The 18,917-nt window shown below is 40.2% G+C and carries 19 protein-coding genes; 12 read left to right on the plus strand and 7 right to left on the minus strand.

Annotated elements, in window-relative coordinates:
• From ABFU83_RS08080 to ABFU83_RS08090, 3 genes are read left to right on the plus strand one after another with little or no spacing between them, the layout of a single operon-like run.
• Entirely contained in the window at window positions 1–873 is an 873-nt protein-coding gene (locus tag ABFU83_RS08080; protein WP_347070019.1) for a nucleoside phosphorylase, read from the plus strand.
• A 2-nt stretch (window positions 874–875) separates the two neighbouring features.
• The gene (locus ABFU83_RS08085; protein WP_347070020.1) at window positions 876–1,319 is read left to right on the plus strand and encodes a DinB family protein; all 444 of its coding nucleotides are present in this window, start codon (window positions 876–878) and stop codon (window positions 1,317–1,319) included.
• Window positions 1,316–1,852, plus strand: coding sequence for a GNAT family N-acetyltransferase (locus ABFU83_RS08090; RefSeq protein WP_347070021.1), 537 nt, complete (start codon window positions 1,316–1,318; stop codon window positions 1,850–1,852). Before ABFU83_RS08085 ends, ABFU83_RS08090 begins: the two co-directional genes overlap by 4 nt.
• Here ABFU83_RS08090 and ABFU83_RS08095 read toward each other — a convergent pair.
• Entirely contained in the window at window positions 1,849–2,679 is an 831-nt protein-coding gene (locus tag ABFU83_RS08095) for an AraC family transcriptional regulator (RefSeq protein ID WP_347070022.1), read from the minus strand. The two genes, ABFU83_RS08090 and ABFU83_RS08095, sit on opposite strands and share 4 nt — an antisense overlap.
• Before the next feature lie 158 nt (window positions 2,680–2,837).
• On the opposite strand from ABFU83_RS08095, the gene ABFU83_RS08100 reads away from it, so the two are divergent.
• The 3 genes from ABFU83_RS08100 (at window position 2,838) to ABFU83_RS08110 (ending at window position 6,306) form a co-directional block, all read left to right on the plus strand.
• On the plus strand, window positions 2,838–4,355 hold the full coding sequence (locus ABFU83_RS08100) for a succinate CoA transferase (protein ID WP_347070023.1): 1,518 nt from the start codon (window positions 2,838–2,840) through the stop codon (window positions 4,353–4,355).
• Window positions 4,356–4,503: 148 nt separating this feature from the next.
• Window positions 4,504–5,349, plus strand: a complete 846-nt coding sequence (locus ABFU83_RS08105) for a substrate-binding domain-containing protein (RefSeq protein WP_347070024.1) — start codon at window positions 4,504–4,506, stop codon at window positions 5,347–5,349.
• A 24-nt stretch (window positions 5,350–5,373) separates the two neighbouring features.
• Window positions 5,374–6,306, plus strand: coding sequence for a transglutaminase domain-containing protein (locus ABFU83_RS08110; RefSeq protein ID WP_347070025.1), 933 nt, complete (start codon window positions 5,374–5,376; stop codon window positions 6,304–6,306).
• Here the strand turns inward: ABFU83_RS08110 and ung are convergent, their stop codons facing one another.
• Window positions 6,307–6,972: a uracil-DNA glycosylase gene (ung, locus tag ABFU83_RS08115; RefSeq protein ID WP_347070026.1), complete on the minus strand. Its 666-nt coding sequence runs from the start codon at window positions 6,970–6,972 to the stop codon at window positions 6,307–6,309. It abuts the gene before it with no gap.
• Window positions 6,973–7,066: 94 nt separating this feature from the next.
• Here ung and ABFU83_RS08120 point away from each other — a divergent pair, with 94 nt between their 5' ends.
• From ABFU83_RS08120 to ABFU83_RS08130, 3 genes are all read left to right on the plus strand, one after another.
• Window positions 7,067–9,238: a DNA mismatch repair protein MutS gene (locus tag ABFU83_RS08120; RefSeq protein WP_347070027.1), complete on the plus strand. Its 2,172-nt coding sequence runs from the start codon at window positions 7,067–7,069 to the stop codon at window positions 9,236–9,238.
• 3 nt (window positions 9,239–9,241) lie between these two features.
• A complete protein-coding gene (locus ABFU83_RS08125; RefSeq protein WP_347070028.1) occupies window positions 9,242–9,655 on the plus strand; it encodes a thiol-disulfide oxidoreductase DCC family protein in 414 nt (137 codons plus the stop codon).
• Between the two features lie 65 nt (window positions 9,656–9,720).
• Window positions 9,721–9,864, plus strand: a complete 144-nt coding sequence (locus tag ABFU83_RS08130; RefSeq protein ID WP_347070029.1) for a hypothetical protein — start codon at window positions 9,721–9,723, stop codon at window positions 9,862–9,864.
• 45 nt (window positions 9,865–9,909) lie between these two features.
• Here ABFU83_RS08130 and ABFU83_RS08135 read toward each other — a convergent pair whose 3' ends face one another.
• Window positions 9,910–10,656 carry a T9SS type A sorting domain-containing protein gene (locus tag ABFU83_RS08135; RefSeq protein ID WP_136404183.1) on the minus strand — a complete coding sequence of 249 codons (747 nt, stop codon included), beginning with the start codon at window positions 10,654–10,656 and terminating at the stop codon, window positions 9,910–9,912.
• A 165-nt stretch (window positions 10,657–10,821) separates the two neighbouring features.
• Window positions 10,822–11,871, minus strand: a complete 1,050-nt coding sequence (gene aroC, locus ABFU83_RS08140) for a chorismate synthase (protein ID WP_347070030.1) — start codon at window positions 11,869–11,871, stop codon at window positions 10,822–10,824.
• A 144-nt stretch (window positions 11,872–12,015) separates the two neighbouring features.
• Between aroC and ABFU83_RS08145 the strand changes: the two genes are divergently transcribed.
• From ABFU83_RS08145 to ABFU83_RS08155, 3 genes are all read left to right on the plus strand, one after another.
• Entirely contained in the window at window positions 12,016–12,849 is an 834-nt protein-coding gene (locus ABFU83_RS08145) for a UDP-2,3-diacylglucosamine diphosphatase (RefSeq protein WP_347070031.1), read from the plus strand.
• A 43-nt stretch (window positions 12,850–12,892) separates the two neighbouring features.
• On the plus strand, window positions 12,893–13,675 hold the full coding sequence (locus ABFU83_RS08150) for a hypothetical protein (protein WP_347070032.1): 783 nt from the start codon (window positions 12,893–12,895) through the stop codon (window positions 13,673–13,675).
• 99 nt (window positions 13,676–13,774) lie between these two features.
• Window positions 13,775–14,269, plus strand: coding sequence for a hypothetical protein (locus ABFU83_RS08155; RefSeq protein WP_136404179.1), 495 nt, complete (start codon window positions 13,775–13,777; stop codon window positions 14,267–14,269).
• A 50-nt stretch (window positions 14,270–14,319) separates the two neighbouring features.
• On the opposite strand, the gene bshA is transcribed toward ABFU83_RS08155, so the two are convergent.
• The 3 genes from bshA to ABFU83_RS08170 all read right to left on the minus strand — a co-directional run bounded on the left by bshA (window position 14,320) and on the right by ABFU83_RS08170 (window position 18,915).
• Window positions 14,320–15,453: an N-acetyl-alpha-D-glucosaminyl L-malate synthase BshA gene (gene bshA / locus ABFU83_RS08160; protein WP_347070033.1), complete on the minus strand. Its 1,134-nt coding sequence runs from the start codon at window positions 15,451–15,453 to the stop codon at window positions 14,320–14,322.
• 83 nt (window positions 15,454–15,536) lie between these two features.
• A complete protein-coding gene (locus tag ABFU83_RS08165; protein ID WP_347070034.1) occupies window positions 15,537–15,992 on the minus strand; it encodes a DUF1801 domain-containing protein in 456 nt (151 codons plus the stop codon).
• Window positions 15,993–16,011: 19 nt separating this feature from the next.
• Window positions 16,012–18,915, minus strand: a complete 2,904-nt coding sequence (locus ABFU83_RS08170) for a glycoside hydrolase family 3 N-terminal domain-containing protein (RefSeq protein ID WP_347070035.1) — start codon at window positions 18,913–18,915, stop codon at window positions 16,012–16,014.
• Window positions 18,916–18,917 lie beyond the last annotated feature (2 nt).

Genomic DNA, 18,917 nt, shown 5'->3' on the forward strand with positions numbered 1-18,917 from the left:
ATGACAGCAATTAAATCATCTGAATTAATTTTAAATCCCGACGGTAGTGTGTACCACTTAAATCTGAAACCGGAAAACATCGCTACCGATATCATTTTTGTAGGCGATCAAAACCGGGTTTCAAAAATCACCAAACACTTTGATACCGTTGAATTTTCGACACAAAAGCGTGAATTTAAAACCGAAACCGGTACCTATAAAGGTAAACGCCTTACGGTTATGTCTACCGGAATCGGCCCTGACAATATTGATATCGTAATGAACGAACTGGATGCGTTGGTTAATATCGACCTCAACACCCGTATGATCAAACCGGTGCTTACTTCCTTAAACATTGTACGTATCGGAACATCGGGCTCTTTACAATCCGATATTCCGGTTGACAGCTTTGTAATGTCCGAATACGGCTTAGGACTGGACAATATGCTCCGCTCCTATATTATCGATTCGATTTCCGAAACAGCTATTGAAGATGCTTTTATAGCGCATACCGATTGGGACATGCGCAAGGGTAAACCGTATGTCATCAAAGGCAGTGAAAAACTGGCTCAGAAAATCGAAAGTACCGAAATTCATAAAGGATTTACCGGTACCGCAGGTGGTTTTTACGGTCCACAGGGACGCGTATTGCGCCTTCCGATTCAGGACGAAGCACTAAACGCCAAAATGGACAGTTTTAACTATAACGGTACGCGAATGACCAATCTGGAAATGGAAACCGGCGCTATATATGGACTTTCCCGTTTATTGGGTCACGAGGCCTTATCCCTTAACGCAATCATTGCCAATCGTGCCGATGGTACTTTTAGCGAAGATCCGTATAAAGCAGTCGATGCGTTGATTTTATATACTTTAAATAAACTCGCAGAATAAAAATGTATACGCTGGCTTCGCAACTTATCGCAGAAATCACGGCTTTTGAACGTCAGTTTCACGAGGGACATATCTCCGGTTTTGAAGTAAAATCAGCGGAGTCCATTTGGTCTAAAAAAGAGCTACTGGGTCACTTGATCGATTCAGCACGTTATAATCTGGAACGTTTTACGGAAATTCAGTACGCTGAAAGTCCGTATTCGGTTCGTCCGTATAATCAAAATGAACAGGTTAAAGCCAATCAGTACCAGCAGCGCGAAAGCACTGAGCTTTTGTTACTATGGCTGACCTTAAACCGACAGATTGCTTTTGTCATGCAATGTCAGACAGCAGAAACCTTAGCGTTATCCTTGCTTTTACCAGATAAAACGACCTCGGATTTACGCTTTTTAATGACCGATTATATTCATCATTTGCAACATCACTTAATCGAAATCAGAAAATGAAACCCATTATCACCACCGACAGACTGATCATCCGGGAATTACAGCCCGATGATGCCGCAGGTATTTTCCGATTGGATTCCAATCCTGCTGTTCATGAATACCTGGGAAAATCGCCTATCACAACCTTAGAAGAGGCACAAAATGCCATTTCCTTTATTCGAAAACAATATGAAACGAATGGTATTGGGCGTTGGGCGATGGTATTAAAGGATTCGAATGAGTTTATCGGTTGGACCGGTCTTAAATTGATCAACACAGAAGAAGTGAATGGTCACCGGAATTTTTACGATCTTGGTTACCGATTGGTTCAGGAGCATTGGCGAAAAGGTTATGGTTTTGAAGCCGCCAGCGCCTGTTTGGAGTACGCTTTTTCGGTTATGAAACTGGAAAAAGTATATGCTTCTGTCGAAAAGGGAAATATCGGCTCTAATACGATATTACAAAAACTGCAACCCGCACATACGGAATCTTTTCTGGATGACGGAGTCGAAACCATCTGGTTCGAGTTTCAAAATAATAAAATCGGCAGCTAAACCTGCTGATTTTTTTTTAGAATCTCCACACCATTCAAATAATCCGACGGGCGTTGTCCTAACAATTTATAAAACGTATTACTAAAGGTCGGAATACTATTATAGCCTACGGCTACAGCGACTTCACTAACCGGCAATCGTTTTTCCAACAGTAATTCGATCGCTTTTAGCATTCTTCGGATGGTAAAAAACTGAATAAACGACATGCCCATATCTTTTTGAAACAAACGGTATAACGAACGTTCGCTAAATCCGAATTTTTCGGCCAATGTGGAAAAGAAAATGGTTTCATCAAGATGCTCATCCAGATAGGTGATCACTTTTAATAGCCGTTTGTCTTTGGCAATCGGTAATGCTAATGGCAGGTTGGTTTCGCAAATCTCCGGTAAGATCGCCTTAATGGCTCTTGCAATAAAATAATTACGGCTTCCTTTTTTTAGATTGCCATTCCAACGGTTGGTAAACAACATCATTTGCAATAACAAATCGTTAACCGGATAAATCCCTTCATTATTATAAAAGGAATGTTCGTTTTTGTCGACCGGAAAATACAGGTTTCGCATCATTACATTTTCCGAACTCGGATGGATACTGTGTTTGATAGTATCCGGAATCCACATAAAATGGCGCGCCGGCAGAAAGTAGGTTTTGGTTTCGGTAGTCACATATACCAATCCGCCTTCGGTATACAACAGCTGTGCTTTTTCGTGTTTATGCGTCGGAATCAATAATTCGCCCATCAGGTCGTGATGACAATAAATACTGTTCTTATCCGTGTCTACATCCTTGGTATAATACTTCTCTACCTTTAGATTTTCCTTTTCCATGCTGTCTGAAATGAATATTTTTTTGGCTTATTACGATAATTCGCTACTGGATTATTTCTTTAAAATTGTAAACTAAACCAATAAGAATAAAAACAAGTAAATGCTTTTGTTATTAAAACTTTATTTTTTGGTTTAATTTTTTATCAAAAAATCATTTTATGAACCCAGAAAGAATTCAATTTCAAAAATACAAAGACAAAGTGATTTCCGCCCACCAGGCCGCTGCTTTTTTTAAAGATAAAATGGTAGTCGGTTCCAGTGGATTCACAAAAGCGGGCGACAGTAAAGCGGTTTTACCGGCTTTTGCGTTGCGCGCCGAACATGAGGATATCGGGATTACCCTGATTACCGGTGCTTCCCTTGGTCATACTACCGATGCCGATCTGGCCAGAACTAATGCATTGTACAAACGAATGCCCTTCCAGGTCGATCCGGTTATGCGGGGAAAAATCAACAACGGAGAAATTCTATTTATTGATCAGCATCTTAGCGAAACGGCCGAATTACTGGAAAACAAACACCTTCCCCAATTGGATTTTGCGATTATAGAAGCCACGTATATTGACACCAACGGGCATATAATCCCAACAACTTCCGTTGGAAACTCGGCTACTTTTGCCCATCTGGCCGACAAAATCATTATTGAAATCAACACCTCTATTCCATTTGAATTTAAAGGAATACACGATATTTTTATTCCAAACCACTATCCTAACCGTGATGTGATCAACATTACGGCTTCCGACGATCGCATTGGTTCCGATGTTATCCGTATTGACCCGGATAAAGTGGCCGGAATCGTTTTTACCGAAATCCCGGATAGTCCGGCGCAAACCACCGCTCCGGATGCCAAAACCACGGCCATTGCCAACCATTTACTGACCTTTTTTGAAAAAGAGATACAAAGCGGGCGTTTAACAAAATCTTTGATGCCATTACAGGCCGGTATCGGTAAGGTGGCCAATGCGGTATTGTCGGGGTTGGCTAAAGGTGATTTTGAAAATCTGGTGATGTATTCCGAAGTACTACAGGACAGTACTTTCGAACTAATGGATACCGGCAAAATGACGTTTGCTTCGGCTTCATCTATTACCGTTTCGGAATCCTGTTACCAACACATTTTAGCCAATTTTGATCAATATAAAGACAAAATTGTCCTTCGTCCGCAGAATATCAGTAATTCCGCAGAAGTGATCCGTCGCCTGGGTATTATCGGAATCAATACGGCTATTGAATTTGATATTTATGGTAATGTCAATTCGACGCATATTTCCGGAACGAAGATGATGAATGGTATTGGTGGTTCGGGTGATTTTGCCCGTAATGCCTACCTGAGTATTTTCGTAACACAGTCGGCTTCAAAAGACGGAAACGCTATTTCCCATGTATTGCCAATGGTATCCCATACCGACCATACGGAACACGACGTGGACATTCTGGTAACCGAACAAGGTCTGGCCGATCTACGCGGACTGGCACCACGGGAACGCGCCAAAGTGATCATCGAAAATTGTGCCCATCCCGAATACCGCGAACAATTACAGGATTACTACAACAGAGCCTCTGAACGCGGCGGGCATACGCCACATATACTGGAAGAAGCGTTTAACTTTCATACACGATACCTGGAAACAGGCACCATGAAACAAAATTGCCTTGTAACCTGCGAAGGGTAAGGTAACATTTGTGTTGTTTTCTTTGTTTATTTGCGAAAACTTCCCCGATAGTAATTTCTAAGTTATTATACGGGGAATGTTTATTTTTAACCCCTTCTTATCGCAAAAATTTATTTACTCTTACTATCTTAGCAATTAATTTTTTCACATGAAAACAATTCGAATTGCAGGAGTACCCGAGCACTTTAATTTACCCTGGCATTTATGCATTGAAAACGGCGAATTTAACGAGGTGGACATCGATTTACAATGGACTGATGTACCCGAAGGAACCGGAAAAATGTGTCAGATGCTCCGCGATAACGAAACCGATATCGCTATTATTTTAACCGAAGGCATACTAAAAGATATTTCGAATGGTAACCCAAGTAGTATTGTACAGCTTTATGTACAATCACCTTTGTTATGGGGTATCCATGTAGGCGCGCAATCGGCTTATCAAAAACTGAGCGATCTGAAGGGTAAAAAAGTGGCAATCAGCCGGATCGGATCGGGTTCACAACTAATGTCGATCGTCAATGCTAAAAACGAAGGCTGGGATACGCAGAACCTTCCTTTTGAAATCGTAAACACTATAGACGGTGCCGTTACAGCACTTACCAATGGAACAGCCGATTATTTTATGTGGGAACGTTTTATGACCAAACCATTGGTGGATAACGGTACGTTCCGTCATCTGGGGGATTGCCCTACGCCATGGCCGTCGTTTGTGATTGCCGTTCGCAATGACGTATTGGCAACCAACAAACATGTGATTGATCAAATCCTGGAAATTATCAATACCACCACCCGCGAGTTTAAAGAAATTCCGAGTATCGACCGAACACTGGCCAGTCGTTTTAATCAAAAAACGGAAGATATACAGGAATGGCTACAGCTAACGCGTTGGTCGCAAAAAAAACCGGATAAAAAAACCTTTGAAAAAATTCAAAATCAATTATTCGATTTAAAAATAATCGAAACCAAAGCTGCTTATGAATCCGTCATAAAATAAGTATTTACAAGCCATCGCTAAAAAATGACTTTGTCCGAAAAAAACAAGATCCAAAAAATAAAAGAAAAGCTTTCTTTGCCAAAGCCTTGGGACAATGTTGTCATTTTTTTCCTGAATATACTGATCACTATTCCGATATTTATTATTGTTCATCAGAATATTATCGACCCGGAATGGTTTTTACATATCGATCGGGTATTGCTTTTTATTGTCATACTACTGGTCATTCAATTGGTATTACGGATGCTTAAAACGGTGATCATTATTTGTATTTTTCTGTATTTACTGGCATTGATCTGGGGAACCTTGTTTGGTGGCTACGGTTTTAATTCGGTTTTTGAAGATTATCGGGCCATGATCTATACCATGTCGGACGACGCTAATCCACAGGATATTATCATAGCCAAACTGCTTCCGTTTCCGAATAAATCCAAGATTATCGACGCGGTGGATTATACCAATCCGAAGGTTCGGAATTTTGCCTTAAAAGCCACTACGTTACATTTCCAGGATGTGAAAGGATTCCGTGAATACCGTCAGACAATTCAGTGTTTTGCGGTTTTTGCAGAGGTCAAAAAACGTTGGAATTATGTCAACGATCCGAAAGGACGGGAATATATCGCTTCGGCCAGTGAGTCGTTACAACACTTTTCGGGCGATTGTGATGATCATGCAATTTTGATGGCCGCATTGATCCGCGCTATAGGCGGTACCCCGCGAATTATCCATACCGGTGGTCATTTGTATCCGGAAATGTTAATTGGAACCAAAGCCGACCTTGAAAATGTAATTTACCTGATCAAGGAAGTGTTGTTTAAAGACGAAAGCAGAGGAAAAGAAATCAATTATCATATCGACGAACGCGGTCAAATCTGGCTCAATCTGGATTATACCGCCAAGTATCCCGGCGGTCCGTTTATGTCGGAAGAAATTTTAGGGGAATTAACGTTTTACTAATTACCAGTTGATTTCCGGTTTGCCTTTCTGCTGTAAAAACGCATTCGCTTTACTAAAATGTTTGTTTCCAAACCATAGTCCGCGATTGGCACTTAATGGCGACGGATGTCCGGTTTCCAATACAAAATGACGACTTCTGTCGATTTTAGCACCTTTTTTTCTGGCAAAACCACCCCAAAGTAAAAAGACTACGTCCTGTTTTTCGTCGGAAACTTTTTGAATCACAGCATCGGTAAACGTTTCCCAACCCTGGTTTTGATGACTACCGGCCATGCTTTCCCGAACAGTTAACGTAGCGTTTAACAACAATACGCCCTGATCGGCCCAACGTTCGAGATTACCGCTTTTTGGAAACGGAATTCCAAGATCGGTTTCGATTTCTTTAAAAATATTGAGTAATGACGGTGGAAAAGCAATACCATCGTTTACCGAGAAACACAAACCATTGGCCTGATTGGCGCCATGGTATGGATCCTGTCCAATGATCACAACTTTAACCTGGTCGAACGGGCAACGATCGAATGCAGCAAAAATATGACTCCCTTTTGGATAACAACAGGTTTGGGCATATTCCGTTTTTACAAAATGAATTAATTTGTCAAAATACGGTTTTTCAAATTCGGCAGATAGTACGTTTTCCCAGGAAGGATGTATATTTACTTGCATTTTATAATTTTTTACCAAAAATAACACTTTTAGCTAACTTTTAGCTTTAACGATACCGCATCTTCTTTGTAAATTTGCAATTCAATTTAAAAAAATGATTTCAATTACCGATAAAACCCTACAGGATTTAGAATTTAAAACCATACTGGAAACCATTTCGGACTTGTGTAATACCGAAACCGGAAAACAGAAGGCGCTTGAGATTATCCCTTTCAAAACTGAGGAAACGCTAATGGATTCGCTATTGCAAACATCCGAATACGTTGCTTCTTTTACCAATAATAATGTAATCCCGAATCACTATTTTGATGCGATTCACCACGAAATAAAATACCTGGCTATTGAAGATAGTTTTCTGGAGTTGAGCGGCTTTCGAAAGATTAGTGCGCTTTCCGACACTTCCAATACGCTGATTCAGTTTTTCCGAAAATTCGACGATTATTATCCGAAATTAAACCTTCGGGCATCGGAGGTCGAACTGACGAAATTCATTATCCAGAAAATTGATGAGGTAGTCGACAAATACGGCGAAATTAAGGACAATGCCTCTCCGGATTTAGTCGAAATTCGTCGTAATATAAATCTGGTTCGCGGAAAAATCAATCAGAGTTTTGGCGCAGCTTTGTCCAGCTACAATAGCATGGGCTATCTGGATGACATTCGGGAAACGATTGTGGATAACCGTCGCGTTTTGGCCGTATTGGCCATGTACCGTCGTAAAGTTAAAGGAACCATACTGGGAAGCTCCAAAACCGGAAGTATCGCCTATATCGAACCGGAAGCCACCTTGCGTTATTCGCGGGAACTAAGCAATCTGGAATATGAAGAACGCGAAGAAATTACCCGGATTTTAAAACAGCTAACCAATGCCATCCGCCCGTATATTCAGCTTTTAAAAGACTATCAGGATTTTTTGAGCGCTATCGACGTGGTCGCGGCGAAGGCAAAATATGCCTATAAAATCAATGGTTTGCTTCCGAAAATAACAACAGAGAAAAAACTGTATTTCCGCGAGGCTTTCCATCCGATTCTGTATCTGAATAACAAACAGAAAAATGCGCCAACCTATCCGCAAACAATCGAATTGACGCAGGAAAACCGGATTATTGTCATTTCCGGACCCAATGCCGGCGGAAAAAGTATTACCCTTAAAACGATCGGATTATTGCAATTGATGTTACAAAGCGGTATCCTGATTCCGGTACACGAACGCAGTGAAACGTTTTTATTTGACCGTATTCTGACCGATATTGGCGACAACCAATCCATCGAAAACCATTTGAGTACGTATAGTTACCGGTTGAAGAATATGAATTACTTTCTAAAAAAGTGTAACGCCAAAACCTTATTCCTGATCGATGAATTCGGAACCGGTTCCGATCCGGAGCTTGGTGGTGCTTTGGCCGAAACTTTTCTGGAAGAATTCTACCACCGTGAAGCCTTTGGTATTATTACCACGCATTACACCAATCTGAAAATACTCGCAAATGAACTGCCTTTTGCCACCAATGCAAATATGTTATTCGACGAAAAATCGCTGGAACCGATGTATAAATTACACCTGGGTCAGGCCGGTAGTTCCTTTACGTTTGAAGTGGCGCAGAAAAACGGCATTCCATATGGTTTGATCAATCGCGCAAAAAAGAAAGTCGAAGGTGATAAAGTCCGCTTTGACAAGACGATTGCCAACCTGCAAAAAGAGCGTTCCCGACTGGAAAAAACTTCTCAAAACCTAAAAGAGGAAGAAACCCGGGCGCGCGAGGAAAGCCGAAAAATGGAAGGCATCAATACGAAAATTCAGCAAAAACTGGAAAGCTATCAGGAATTGTATGATTCCAACCAACGTTTGATCTATATGGGTCAGAAAATGGACGATATTTCCGAAAAGTACTTTAATAACAAAAATAAAAAAGAACTTATCGGTGAATTCCTGAAAATGGTAGAGATCGAAAACTCCAAGCGTAAAAAAATTACGGTTAAGGAGAAAAAAGCCAAAGAAGCGGTTCAGAAAGAAATTATCGAAGAGGTTAAGGAAAAGGTTGAAGTGATCCGAAAAGAGAAAAAGGAAAAGAAAATAAAAGCCATTCAGGAAGAAAGCAACAAACCTAAAATTCCATTAAAAGTGGGCGACCGCGTTCGTATGATCGACGGTAAAGCCGTAGGAAGCATTGATACCATCGAAAAGAATAAAGCGACGGTCAATTATGGTATTTTCACATCCAAAGTTGCTCTGGATAATCTGGAACTGGTCGAACGCAAAAAATAGAATATGAAAGGTTTACCCCAAGACAAAAAGATCGTGCTTTTTGACGGTTTCTGCAACTTGTGTGATCGTTCGGTACAGTTTATCATTAAACACGACAAAAAAGACATCTTTCGTTTTCTGCCGTTGCAATCGGAACTGGGACAGCAGGTGATTCGCCATATCGGTGTCGATACCTCCAAAACCGACAGTATTATTCTGTATGAACCCGGAATAGCTTATCATTATAAAGCCGATGCTGCGATTTCGATTGCCAAAACCATCGGTGGCATTTATTCACTATTTGGTTTGTTTAGCTGGCTTCCCAAACCGATTTCGAATGCCGTTTACGATTACGTGGCTAAAAACCGCTATAAATGGTACGGTAAAAAAGACCAGTGCATGTTACCGAGTCCGGAAATTAAGGCTAAATTTTTATAACCTGATAATTATCATCATTTTACCGCTAATTTAAAGTTAGATTTGGGTAACTAAATCACTTAAAAATGGCAAAGCTTTTTATTTCCCTGTATTCCTGGTCCGTCGGTGCCTTTATTATGATTGGTATCTTTTCGTTCGTCATCTTTTCATTAGTCGCATCTATTTTCCTGATGATGAACAGCAATAAAAAGAAAAAAGAGCGGGACTAGCATCGCTATCCCGCTCTTACAAATACAAATCAGAAAAAATAATTATTATTTTTTGACAATCTTTTCAGTTGTCACACCTTTATCTGTTGTGATATTCATAAAATAAATTCCGGAATTTAAATCGGCAATATTAACCTGAGCTTCCGAAACTGCATCAAATTTTACAGTTTTTACCGTTCTTCCATTGATATCGTTGATTGCAATCTGGTTCACCATAACGTTGGCATCGTTTGCAACCGTTACTACATCATGAACCGGATTCGGGAATACTGTAAATTTCGCTTTTGAAAAATCGTTAGCAGAAGCCGTTACTTCTGTAAGACCGTTTAACGTTAACGTTCCGGTCCAGATACCTGCTGCTCCTTCTCCATCGTAACCATGACCTAACCAAACGGTATACGTTGTTCCGTCGAAACTAAGCGGTGTATCCAATACAATTGTTCCTGTTACAGGAGTTCCTGGCTCGTCCGAATCACCATCATCCCAGAAATAGCTCTGGTCTGCATATAAATCGTCGTACCCTCCAATTTGCAATAATCCCAATGAATTAATATCGCCATTAGCCGTAACATATACTGTAAGATCACTCGCATACGTTTCCATGGCAGAATCGTTAAGGATAGCATTCATCGTAACACTGTTTAGCGTCCCGGTGAATTCTCCCGGCTCATTAAGCTTATAAAACATAAAGCTTTCGATTGCCATATTGTTAAAAGGAACCGTTACCGATTGTGCGAAAGTTGTGTTTATTGATGCCAACACAAGGCATAAACAAAGTAATGTTTTTTTCATTATAATTGGTTTTGTATTACTAAAAGTAAAATTAACCATTAAATTTTAAGGAAAAAACAACACAAATGTTAATTCAAAATAAATACAACCTTCCGTTAACACACACAAAAAAACCTTAATATTAACTTAAGGTTTTAAAGAAAATTCATTTTTTTTACTAATTTTTCACTTCCTAAGGAAAAAATCTAATAGGACAATTGCAGCCATAGCTTCGACAATTGGTACCGCACGCGGTACTACACAAGGATCGTGACGTCCCTTACCCTGCTGTTCGGTTATATTTCCTTTATTATCAAGAACTTCCTGCTTTTGCATAATCGTAGCCACCGGCTTAAAGGCTACCCGAAAGTAAATATCCATCCCATTACTAATTCCTCCCTGAATCCCTCCGGAAAGGTTGCTTTTAGTGGTTCCATCCGAATTATACAGGTCGTTATGCTCGCTTCCTTTCATTTTGGCACCACAAAAACCACTACCATATTCAAACCCTTTTACCGCATTAATCGATAACATCGCTTTTCCCAGTTCGGCATGCAGTTTGTCGAATACCGGCTCGCCCAAACCGATCGGTACATTTTGAATTACACAGGTAACAGTACCACCAACAGTATCTCCTTCTTTTCGGATTTCTTTAATATACGCTTCCATTTTTTCGGCCGTCGCCTGATCCGGGCAACGTACCGCATTACTTTCTGTTAATGAAAAATCCAGCGCCTGATACGGCTTATCAATAAAAATATCGCCAACAGACGATACGAATGCATTGATTTTAATTTCCGGCATGGCTTGTTTGGCGATCGCTCCGGCTACTACCCGACTCGCTGTTTCACGAGCTGAACTACGTCCGCCGCCACGATAATCGCGGATGCCATATTTTTGTTCGTATACATAATCGGCATGACTCGGACGATACGTGTCCTTTATATGGGAATAATCGTCTGATTTCTGATTCGTATTCGGTACAATAAAACCGATTGGTGTTCCGGTTGTTTTTCCTTCGAAAATTCCCGATAAGAATTGTACGGCATCTTCCTCTTTTCGTTGGGTTACAATAGCCGATTGTCCCGGTTTACGGCGTTGCATTTCTTTTTGAATGGCTTCAAAATCCAAAGCAATCCCAGCCGGGCATCCGTCAATAATTCCTCCTAAAGCTTCTCCATGCGATTCCCCGAATGTAGTTATTCTGAATAATGTTCCGTATGTATTTCCTGCCATAACGCGTATTTTTATACAAAAATAAACTTTTCTGATCGCACAGCAATACTAAACTTTTCGTAAAGAACTAATAATTATTTAATGTTTCATTAAATTTTTAATAACAACAAAAGGGTTTATTTGTTAAACTTAAATTTCAATTCCTTGAAAAAGAGAAGCGTTGATATTGTTGTTATCTCCGATGTACATTTAGGTACTTATGGCTGTCATGCAAAAGAATTACTGAAATACCTGAACACGATCAAGCCCAAAACACTAATATTGAATGGTGATATTATCGATATCTGGCAGTTTCGAAAATCCTATTTCCCAAAATCCCACCTTAAAGTTGTAAAAAAATTACTGGATTTTTCCTCCAAAGGGACGCGGGTTTATTATATCACCGGCAACCACGACGAGATGTTACGGAAGTTTAGCGATACCACAATGGGGAATTTTTCCATAGTCGACAAACTGGTTTTGGATTTACACGATAAAAAAGCCTGGATTTTTCACGGTGATATTTTTGATAATTCCGTACATCATGCCAAATGGATCGCGAAACTAGGCGGTATTGGCTACGATTATCTGATTTTGCTAAACCGTTTTATCAACTGGTGTCTGATAAAAATGGGAAAAGAACCGTATTCCTTATCAAAAAAGATCAAAAGCAGTGTCAAAAAAGCCGTTAAATTTATCTCCGATTTCGAAACGACTGCAACTGATCTGGCCATCGAAAAAAATTATGATTATGTGATATGTGGTCATATCCACGAGCCTAAAATTGTCGAAAAAGAAAACAAAAAAGGAAAAACACTCTATCTGAATTCCGGTGACTGGATTGAAAATCTGACCGCGCTGGAATACAATAAAAAAAGATGGAAACTGTATCAGTATTCTCCGGAAGCGGCACAAGCCGAAGAAGAGGATGATTATTTTGAACAGGAAACCCAATTAAGCCAGGAATTATTATCTTTAAAAATACTAATGAAAGGTTAATATTTTAACATTTTTTAGTACATTAGCTAAAAGATTTTACTAAATGATTTTAAGATACATCCCGGCCCTTTTGGGTGTTTTGCTACTTTGCTCCTGTTCTTCCTCTACTGAAGAATCAACAACGGGTAGTACACCTTCCAATTCTGATTATTTTCCACTATCGACCAATAATTACTGGACGTATACCGTCGATACCATGCGGGATTCCCTTTATATCGCAAACGACACACTGATTGCCAGTACACCTCATAAAAAATGCAAAGCCAAAGATTTTCCAGTTGGATTTTATTCCAATTCTTTAAATAAAAACGGAATTCGTAAATCCGGCGACCAAATATTAGCTTCCGGAACCTTCGATCTGGAAGCTTTTACCGGACTCCCTATCGCGATTAGCCTAAATAATTTTATTATTTTTAAAGAAAATGCTACCGCCGGACAAGCATTAGGAAACGTTACCGGAACCTTACAACAAACCGTTCAGGATTTACCGTTAACCATTCAATATAAGGTCACTAGCATCGCCGGAGCCACGCTCCCAAACTATACTTCACCTAACGGTGATCCCTATACCAATGTAAAAGCTGTTAACACAATCATAAATTTACAGGTCTCAACCGTTTATTTTGGCATACCTTTTGTAGTCTTACCTTCACAAGACGTTCTTGTTTCTACGCAGTATTTCGCCAAAGACATCGGTGTGGTGCATACCAATACCAATTTACAGTATGCATTGAGTAGTGGTATTCCAGCCGGAATCCCTTTACCAATACCGAGTTCAGGCAATCAGACGCAACAGGAATTCTTAGATGATTATCATATTAATTAAAAAAAGTTACCCTGCCATACAATAAAATTGTTTGTTAAAATAAAGCCGACAATTATAATAATAACCAAACAGCAGGGTTATATTGTTAAAATTTTTTATATGAAGAAACTATTTTTATCTGCCTTCATGTTAATGGGATTAGCATTTGGCACACAAGCACAGGAAATTTCTAAAAATGCTTTAGGTCTGCGTTTAGGCGACAACGATGGTTTTGGTGGTGAGATCTCCTATCAGCGAGGTCTTTCTAAAAATAACCGTTTGGAAGTCGACCTTGGATGGAGAAACAGCAAGCATGTAGATGCCTTCAAACTTAGCGGTTTGTACCAGTGGGTTTGGAACATCGACGGTGGCTTTAACTGGTATGCCGGTGTTGGTGGAGGAATCGGAAGCTGGAGTTATGAAAATGACTACCATGTAGATGTAAAAGACAGCGGTACTTTTGTATTTGCTGCCGGTGATATCGGTATCGAGTATGTATTCGACATTCCGTTACAGATTTCATTAGACTTCCGTCCGGAGCTATACTTTAACGACGATTACAGAGGTGATAACTTCGGTCCGGATATCGCATTAGGTATTCGTTACCGTTTCTAAAAATAAAAAAGGGCTGTCAATGACAACCCTTTTTTATTTTTCTGATTTATTTATGCAAAATCTTCCAGTGCTTTGCGATACAGATTTTCGTAAAGCGGGAGAATATTCATAATATCAAACTCCTTGGACGCTTCGAGCGCATTCTTTTTAAAAGTCAGTAGCTTCTCGTCGTCTGATAAGATTTTTATCGCATTGGCAGCCATTTCCTGTACATTCCCAACATCGCTCAGGTAACCCGAATAACCGTCTTTGTTTACTTCCGGTAATCCGCCCGAATTACTTGAGATAATTGGTACACCACAAGCCATTGCTTCTAACGCCGCGAGACCAAAACTTTCGGTTTCCGACGGTAACAGGAACAAATCGGAATAACATAAGATCTTATCGATTTCACTGCTGTTTCCAAAGAAAATCACTTTGTCGGTAATTCCCAGGTCTTCGCATAATTTTTCGGCCACTTCTTTTTCCGGTCCGTCGCCAACCATCATTAACTTAGATGGGATTTCTTTTTGAATCTCGTTGAAAATTTTCACCACATCCGGGATGCGTTTCACTTTTCGAAAGTTACTGATATGGGTAATAATTTTTTCTTCTTTGGTCGCCATTAACGAACGATGGCAAGGGGAATTTTCATCGATTCTGTTTTTATCAATTTCGATAAAATTCGGAATCACCATAATTTCTTTTTTGATATCAAAAAGTCGGTAAGTTTCATCTCGTAAACTTTCCGAAACCGAAGTCACCACATCGGATTTATTGATACTGAAACATACGGCCGGTTTGTAAAACGGATGGTTTCCAACCAGCGTAATGTCCGTTCCGTGTAAGGTAGTCACCATCGGGATACGGATTCCTTCGTCTTCCAGCATCTTTTTAGCCATATAACCGGCATAAGCATGCGGGATGGCATAATGTACGTGTAATAGTTCAATCTTATGCAGTTTTACCATGTCGACCAACTTACTGGACAAGGCCAGTTCGTACGGTTGGTAATGAAACAAGGGATATTCCGGTACGTGTACTTCGTGATAATGGATATTAGGATTCAGCAAGGCCAATCGAACCGGCTGACTATACGTTATAAAATGAATTTCGTGACCTCTCCTGGCGAGCTCCAAACCCAACTCGGTTGCCACTACACCACTACCTCCAAAGGTAGGATAACATACTATAGCAATTTTCATTTTTAGTTTTTAAAAGTGAACTAAAGTACTGCAAAAAAGTAAGGTAATCCGGATTTTTAGATAAAATTAACGAAACGAAAAAGTTAGCGTTTCAGCATCGTTTCATAGCGCGTAATCCAGTCTTCCACCGTCATCTTGGTAAAAAGTTCTCCTAATAGTTCATATGGAATGGTCTCCATTTTTTTAAAACGGATACAACTTTTTCCCATATCCAATTTGGTTTTTACATGTTTGGGATATTCTCCAACAAACCAATCGTATAAATCTTTATCGGCATAAATTCCCATATGGTAAATGGCGATAAAATTCTTTTGAGAAGCCATACCTAAAAACGGAAGCGGTTGTTTCGGATCGCAATGGTATCCATTCGGATAGGTTGTATGCGGAACCGAATAGCCAACCATGCCATAGCCCATCCCTTCCTGAAATCCTTCCGGAAGACTCTCTTTTATGATGTTTCTTAATTTGATCATCGCCGGTTTACGATCGTCTGGTAACGAATCGAAATAAGCATCAGGAGTGGTTTCTTTTGATTGCATAAGGGTATTTTTTGATGGTTTAGTCAGTAATCGCTTCGTAAATCACTTTCTGAATATCTTCACGGATATTTTCTTTTGAAAGTTTGTTCACCGCACTTTCCGGGTAGGTTCTGTTGGACAGGAATACATAAACGATATCTTTCTCCGGATCGGCCCAGGCCATCGTTCCGGTAAATCCGGTATGCCCGAAACTGGTCATCGATACACAACCACAGGTTGGTCCTTCTTTTCCGAGTTGCGGTTTGTCAAATCCAATTCCTCTACGATTTCCTTCCTTACAAAAGGCACAATTATTAAACTCATCGAATGTCTTTTCCGAAAAATACTGATGGTTTCCATAGTTTCCTTTTTGAAGATACATCTGCATCATTTTGGCCACATCGATGGCATTGGCAAACAAACCGGCATGTCCCGCTACGCCATCCTGCATCGCAGCACCCATATCGTGTACATAACCCTGCACTTTCGTATAACGGAAATAGTTGTCTTTTTCGGTTGGCGGAATGATATCCATATCCATTTTACGCAACGGATTATAGGTCATCGTGGCCGATCCCAATGGTTTGTAAAAGGCCTTATCACTTAAAACATCCAAGGTCGTATGGTTGGTTTTTTCCAGATAATCTTTTAGAATGATAAACGGAAAATCACTGTATTTATATTCTTTTTTCGGTAGTAGCTTACTATCTGCGATCCTTTTTACAATCGTATCAGAATAATCTTTACGCAAATACAGGTTTTCGGAAACCTGAAGCGGGAAATCCGGCGAATAGGTATAGCGATAGTATTTTTTAGATGGATGTTTGGTACTGTCTAACGTGGCCTGATAAAACGGAATCCACGCCTGCAAACGCGCCTGATGCGTCAACATATCTTTTAAGGTGATGTTCTTTTTGTCGGTATTCGCAAAAACCGGTAACATGTCTCCCAATTTGGTATCCATGTTGATCTTTTTCTTATCGTACAATTGCATGATATTCGGTAAAGTCGACAGGATTTTGGTTAGCGATGCCAGATCGTATACATCCTGATTGGTCACTTTATCGGTGTTTTTATAATCGCGGTATCCGAATGATTTCTGGTAGAAAACCTTACCATGTCGCGCGACTACAATCTGCAGTCCCGGTGTCATTTTGCCATCGATGGCTTTTTGCGCCAGTTTATCAATCTTTGCCAATATTGCCGGGTTCATTCCTACATTTTGCGGTGTCGTAAACGACAAGCGATTCATTTTTTGCGTCTTGAGACCGTCGTTTACTTTAAATGAATTGCTAATTGAAACCGGTAGTTTTCCTTTGGCTCCGACTCCTCCAAAAATAACTTCAGCCGCTACGGTTTGTGCAATATCGTTGTTTTGATACGCCAATACTACGTTTCTGAATACACTGAAATCATCGATGGCTAATAATGTATACGGTTTAGCAAAAACGGTTAGCGTTACATTATGATTGGAAGCAATCAGGTTGAGCATCGACAATTCTTTTTGGGTAAAATCGTGCTTTTTCCAGGCACCATCTGCTTTATGGAAACCTACAATTACTTTGGTATAATTCCGCAGTTGTTCCAGCATTAAAGGTACCGTATCCAGTGGAATATCCGTGACTGGCGCGTAGGTTCGAAGTGTATTTAAAAACGTTTCGTTTTTATCGTCGCCTAATTTTATATACGCTATTCGTTCGTTTTCCAGATCACCAATTGGCAATTCGTTATCGGTATTTTTTAAAACCGTAACGGCATTTTCGTATAACTGGTAATTCAAATCGTCGTATTCCGGCGCATTCAAATCTTTAACCAAATTGTTTAAATCGATTGGCTTGTAATGATTCAATCCGATTCTGTATTTGTATTTCAGGATTTTTTTAACCGAATACTCGATTCTTTCGTCTGATAATATTGAATCGTTATACGCCTGACAGAATTTTTCGATCGCCACCGGTACATTTTCGGCAAACAATAAAATATCATTCCCCGCTAAAAAAGCCTCCAGATCGATATCGCCCGGTTGCTTGAAACTACTCGCGCCTTTCATGTTGAGCGCATCCGTAAAAATGAGTCCGTCGAAATCGAGTTTCTTTTTCAACACATTGGTTACAACTTCATAGGATATCGAACTCGGGTAATTCGGTCGCGGTTCGAGACTCGGCACGTTTAAATGCGCTACCATCACACTGGCCAATCCTTCCCGAAACAGTTTTTTATACGGGTAAAACTCGACATCTTCGAGTTGTTCCCGGGTAGCATTGATCAACGGTAAGGTATAATGCGAATCGTTTTCGGTTGCTCCATGTCCCGGGAAGTGTTTTCCGGTCGCATAGACATTTTCACTTTGGATTCCTTTCATCAGGGCCAAAGCTCTTTTGGTTACGTTTTCTTTATTCTCCCCAAACGAACGGTTTCCAATAATCGGGTTTTTCGGGTTGGTATTGATATCCAAAACCGGAGCGAAGTTAAAATGCAAGCCCATTCGTCTGGCCTGAATGGCCATTTGTTGTCCCATTTTTTCGATCAGCTTTAAATCCTGAACCGCACCCAATGTCATATTCCACGGATAACGATAGGTAGAATCCAGTCGCATGCTCAATCCCCATTCGGCATCAATCCCCATAAATAATGGCACTTTTGCTTTCGACTGGTAATAGTTCGTCAGCTTTGCCTGTCGTACCGGACCACCCTGAAAAAAGATCAATCCTCCCACGCCATAATCGGTTACCAGTTTTTCGACCGATTTAACATGAGCGGCATCTTTATTTGAGTAGGCCGCAACCATAAACAATTGCCCTAATTTTTCTTCGAAATTCAGGTTGTTATAAATGCTATCCACCCAGGTTTTCTCTCTTTCCTCTGAATAGTGGGAAACAGGTTTGGGGCTTTGTGCAAAAATAAACGGACCAATTAATAACAGTAGAAAAACCGGGTATCTCATTA

It is taken from the genome of Flavobacterium sp. WV_118_3 (assembly GCF_039778605.1).
Lineage (GTDB): Bacteria > Bacteroidota > Bacteroidia > Flavobacteriales > Flavobacteriaceae > Flavobacterium.

Excerpts from the sequence above, each read along its gene's own strand:
- ABFU83_RS08080 (WP_347070019.1), top strand. The coding sequence starts at position 1 with ATGACAGCAATTAAATCATCTGAATTAATTTTAAATCCCGACGGTAGT.
- ABFU83_RS08085 (WP_347070020.1), top strand. The coding sequence starts at position 876 with ATGTATACGCTGGCTTCGCAACTTATCGCAGAAATCACGGCTTTTGAA.
- ABFU83_RS08090 (WP_347070021.1), top strand. The coding sequence starts at position 1,316 with ATGAAACCCATTATCACCACCGACAGACTGATCATCCGGGAATTACAG.
- ABFU83_RS08095 (WP_347070022.1), bottom strand. The coding sequence starts at position 2,679 with ATGGAAAAGGAAAATCTAAAGGTAGAGAAGTATTATACCAAGGATGTA.
- ABFU83_RS08100 (WP_347070023.1), top strand. The coding sequence starts at position 2,838 with ATGAACCCAGAAAGAATTCAATTTCAAAAATACAAAGACAAAGTGATT.
- ABFU83_RS08105 (WP_347070024.1), top strand. The coding sequence starts at position 4,504 with ATGAAAACAATTCGAATTGCAGGAGTACCCGAGCACTTTAATTTACCC.
- ABFU83_RS08110 (WP_347070025.1), top strand. The coding sequence starts at position 5,374 with ATGACTTTGTCCGAAAAAAACAAGATCCAAAAAATAAAAGAAAAGCTT.
- ung (WP_347070026.1), bottom strand. The coding sequence starts at position 6,972 with ATGCAAGTAAATATACATCCTTCCTGGGAAAACGTACTATCTGCCGAA.
- ABFU83_RS08120 (WP_347070027.1), top strand. The coding sequence starts at position 7,067 with ATGATTTCAATTACCGATAAAACCCTACAGGATTTAGAATTTAAAACC.
- ABFU83_RS08125 (WP_347070028.1), top strand. The coding sequence starts at position 9,242 with ATGAAAGGTTTACCCCAAGACAAAAAGATCGTGCTTTTTGACGGTTTC.
- ABFU83_RS08130 (WP_347070029.1), top strand. The coding sequence starts at position 9,721 with ATGGCAAAGCTTTTTATTTCCCTGTATTCCTGGTCCGTCGGTGCCTTT.
- ABFU83_RS08135 (WP_136404183.1), bottom strand. The coding sequence starts at position 10,656 with ATGAAAAAAACATTACTTTGTTTATGCCTTGTGTTGGCATCAATAAAC.
- aroC (WP_347070030.1), bottom strand. The coding sequence starts at position 11,871 with ATGGCAGGAAATACATACGGAACATTATTCAGAATAACTACATTCGGG.
- ABFU83_RS08150 (WP_347070032.1), top strand. The coding sequence starts at position 12,893 with ATGATTTTAAGATACATCCCGGCCCTTTTGGGTGTTTTGCTACTTTGC.
- ABFU83_RS08155 (WP_136404179.1), top strand. The coding sequence starts at position 13,775 with ATGAAGAAACTATTTTTATCTGCCTTCATGTTAATGGGATTAGCATTT.
- bshA (WP_347070033.1), bottom strand. The coding sequence starts at position 15,453 with ATGAAAATTGCTATAGTATGTTATCCTACCTTTGGAGGTAGTGGTGTA.
- ABFU83_RS08165 (WP_347070034.1), bottom strand. The coding sequence starts at position 15,992 with ATGCAATCAAAAGAAACCACTCCTGATGCTTATTTCGATTCGTTACCA.
- ABFU83_RS08170 (WP_347070035.1), bottom strand. The coding sequence starts at position 18,915 with ATGAGATACCCGGTTTTTCTACTGTTATTAATTGGTCCGTTTATTTTT.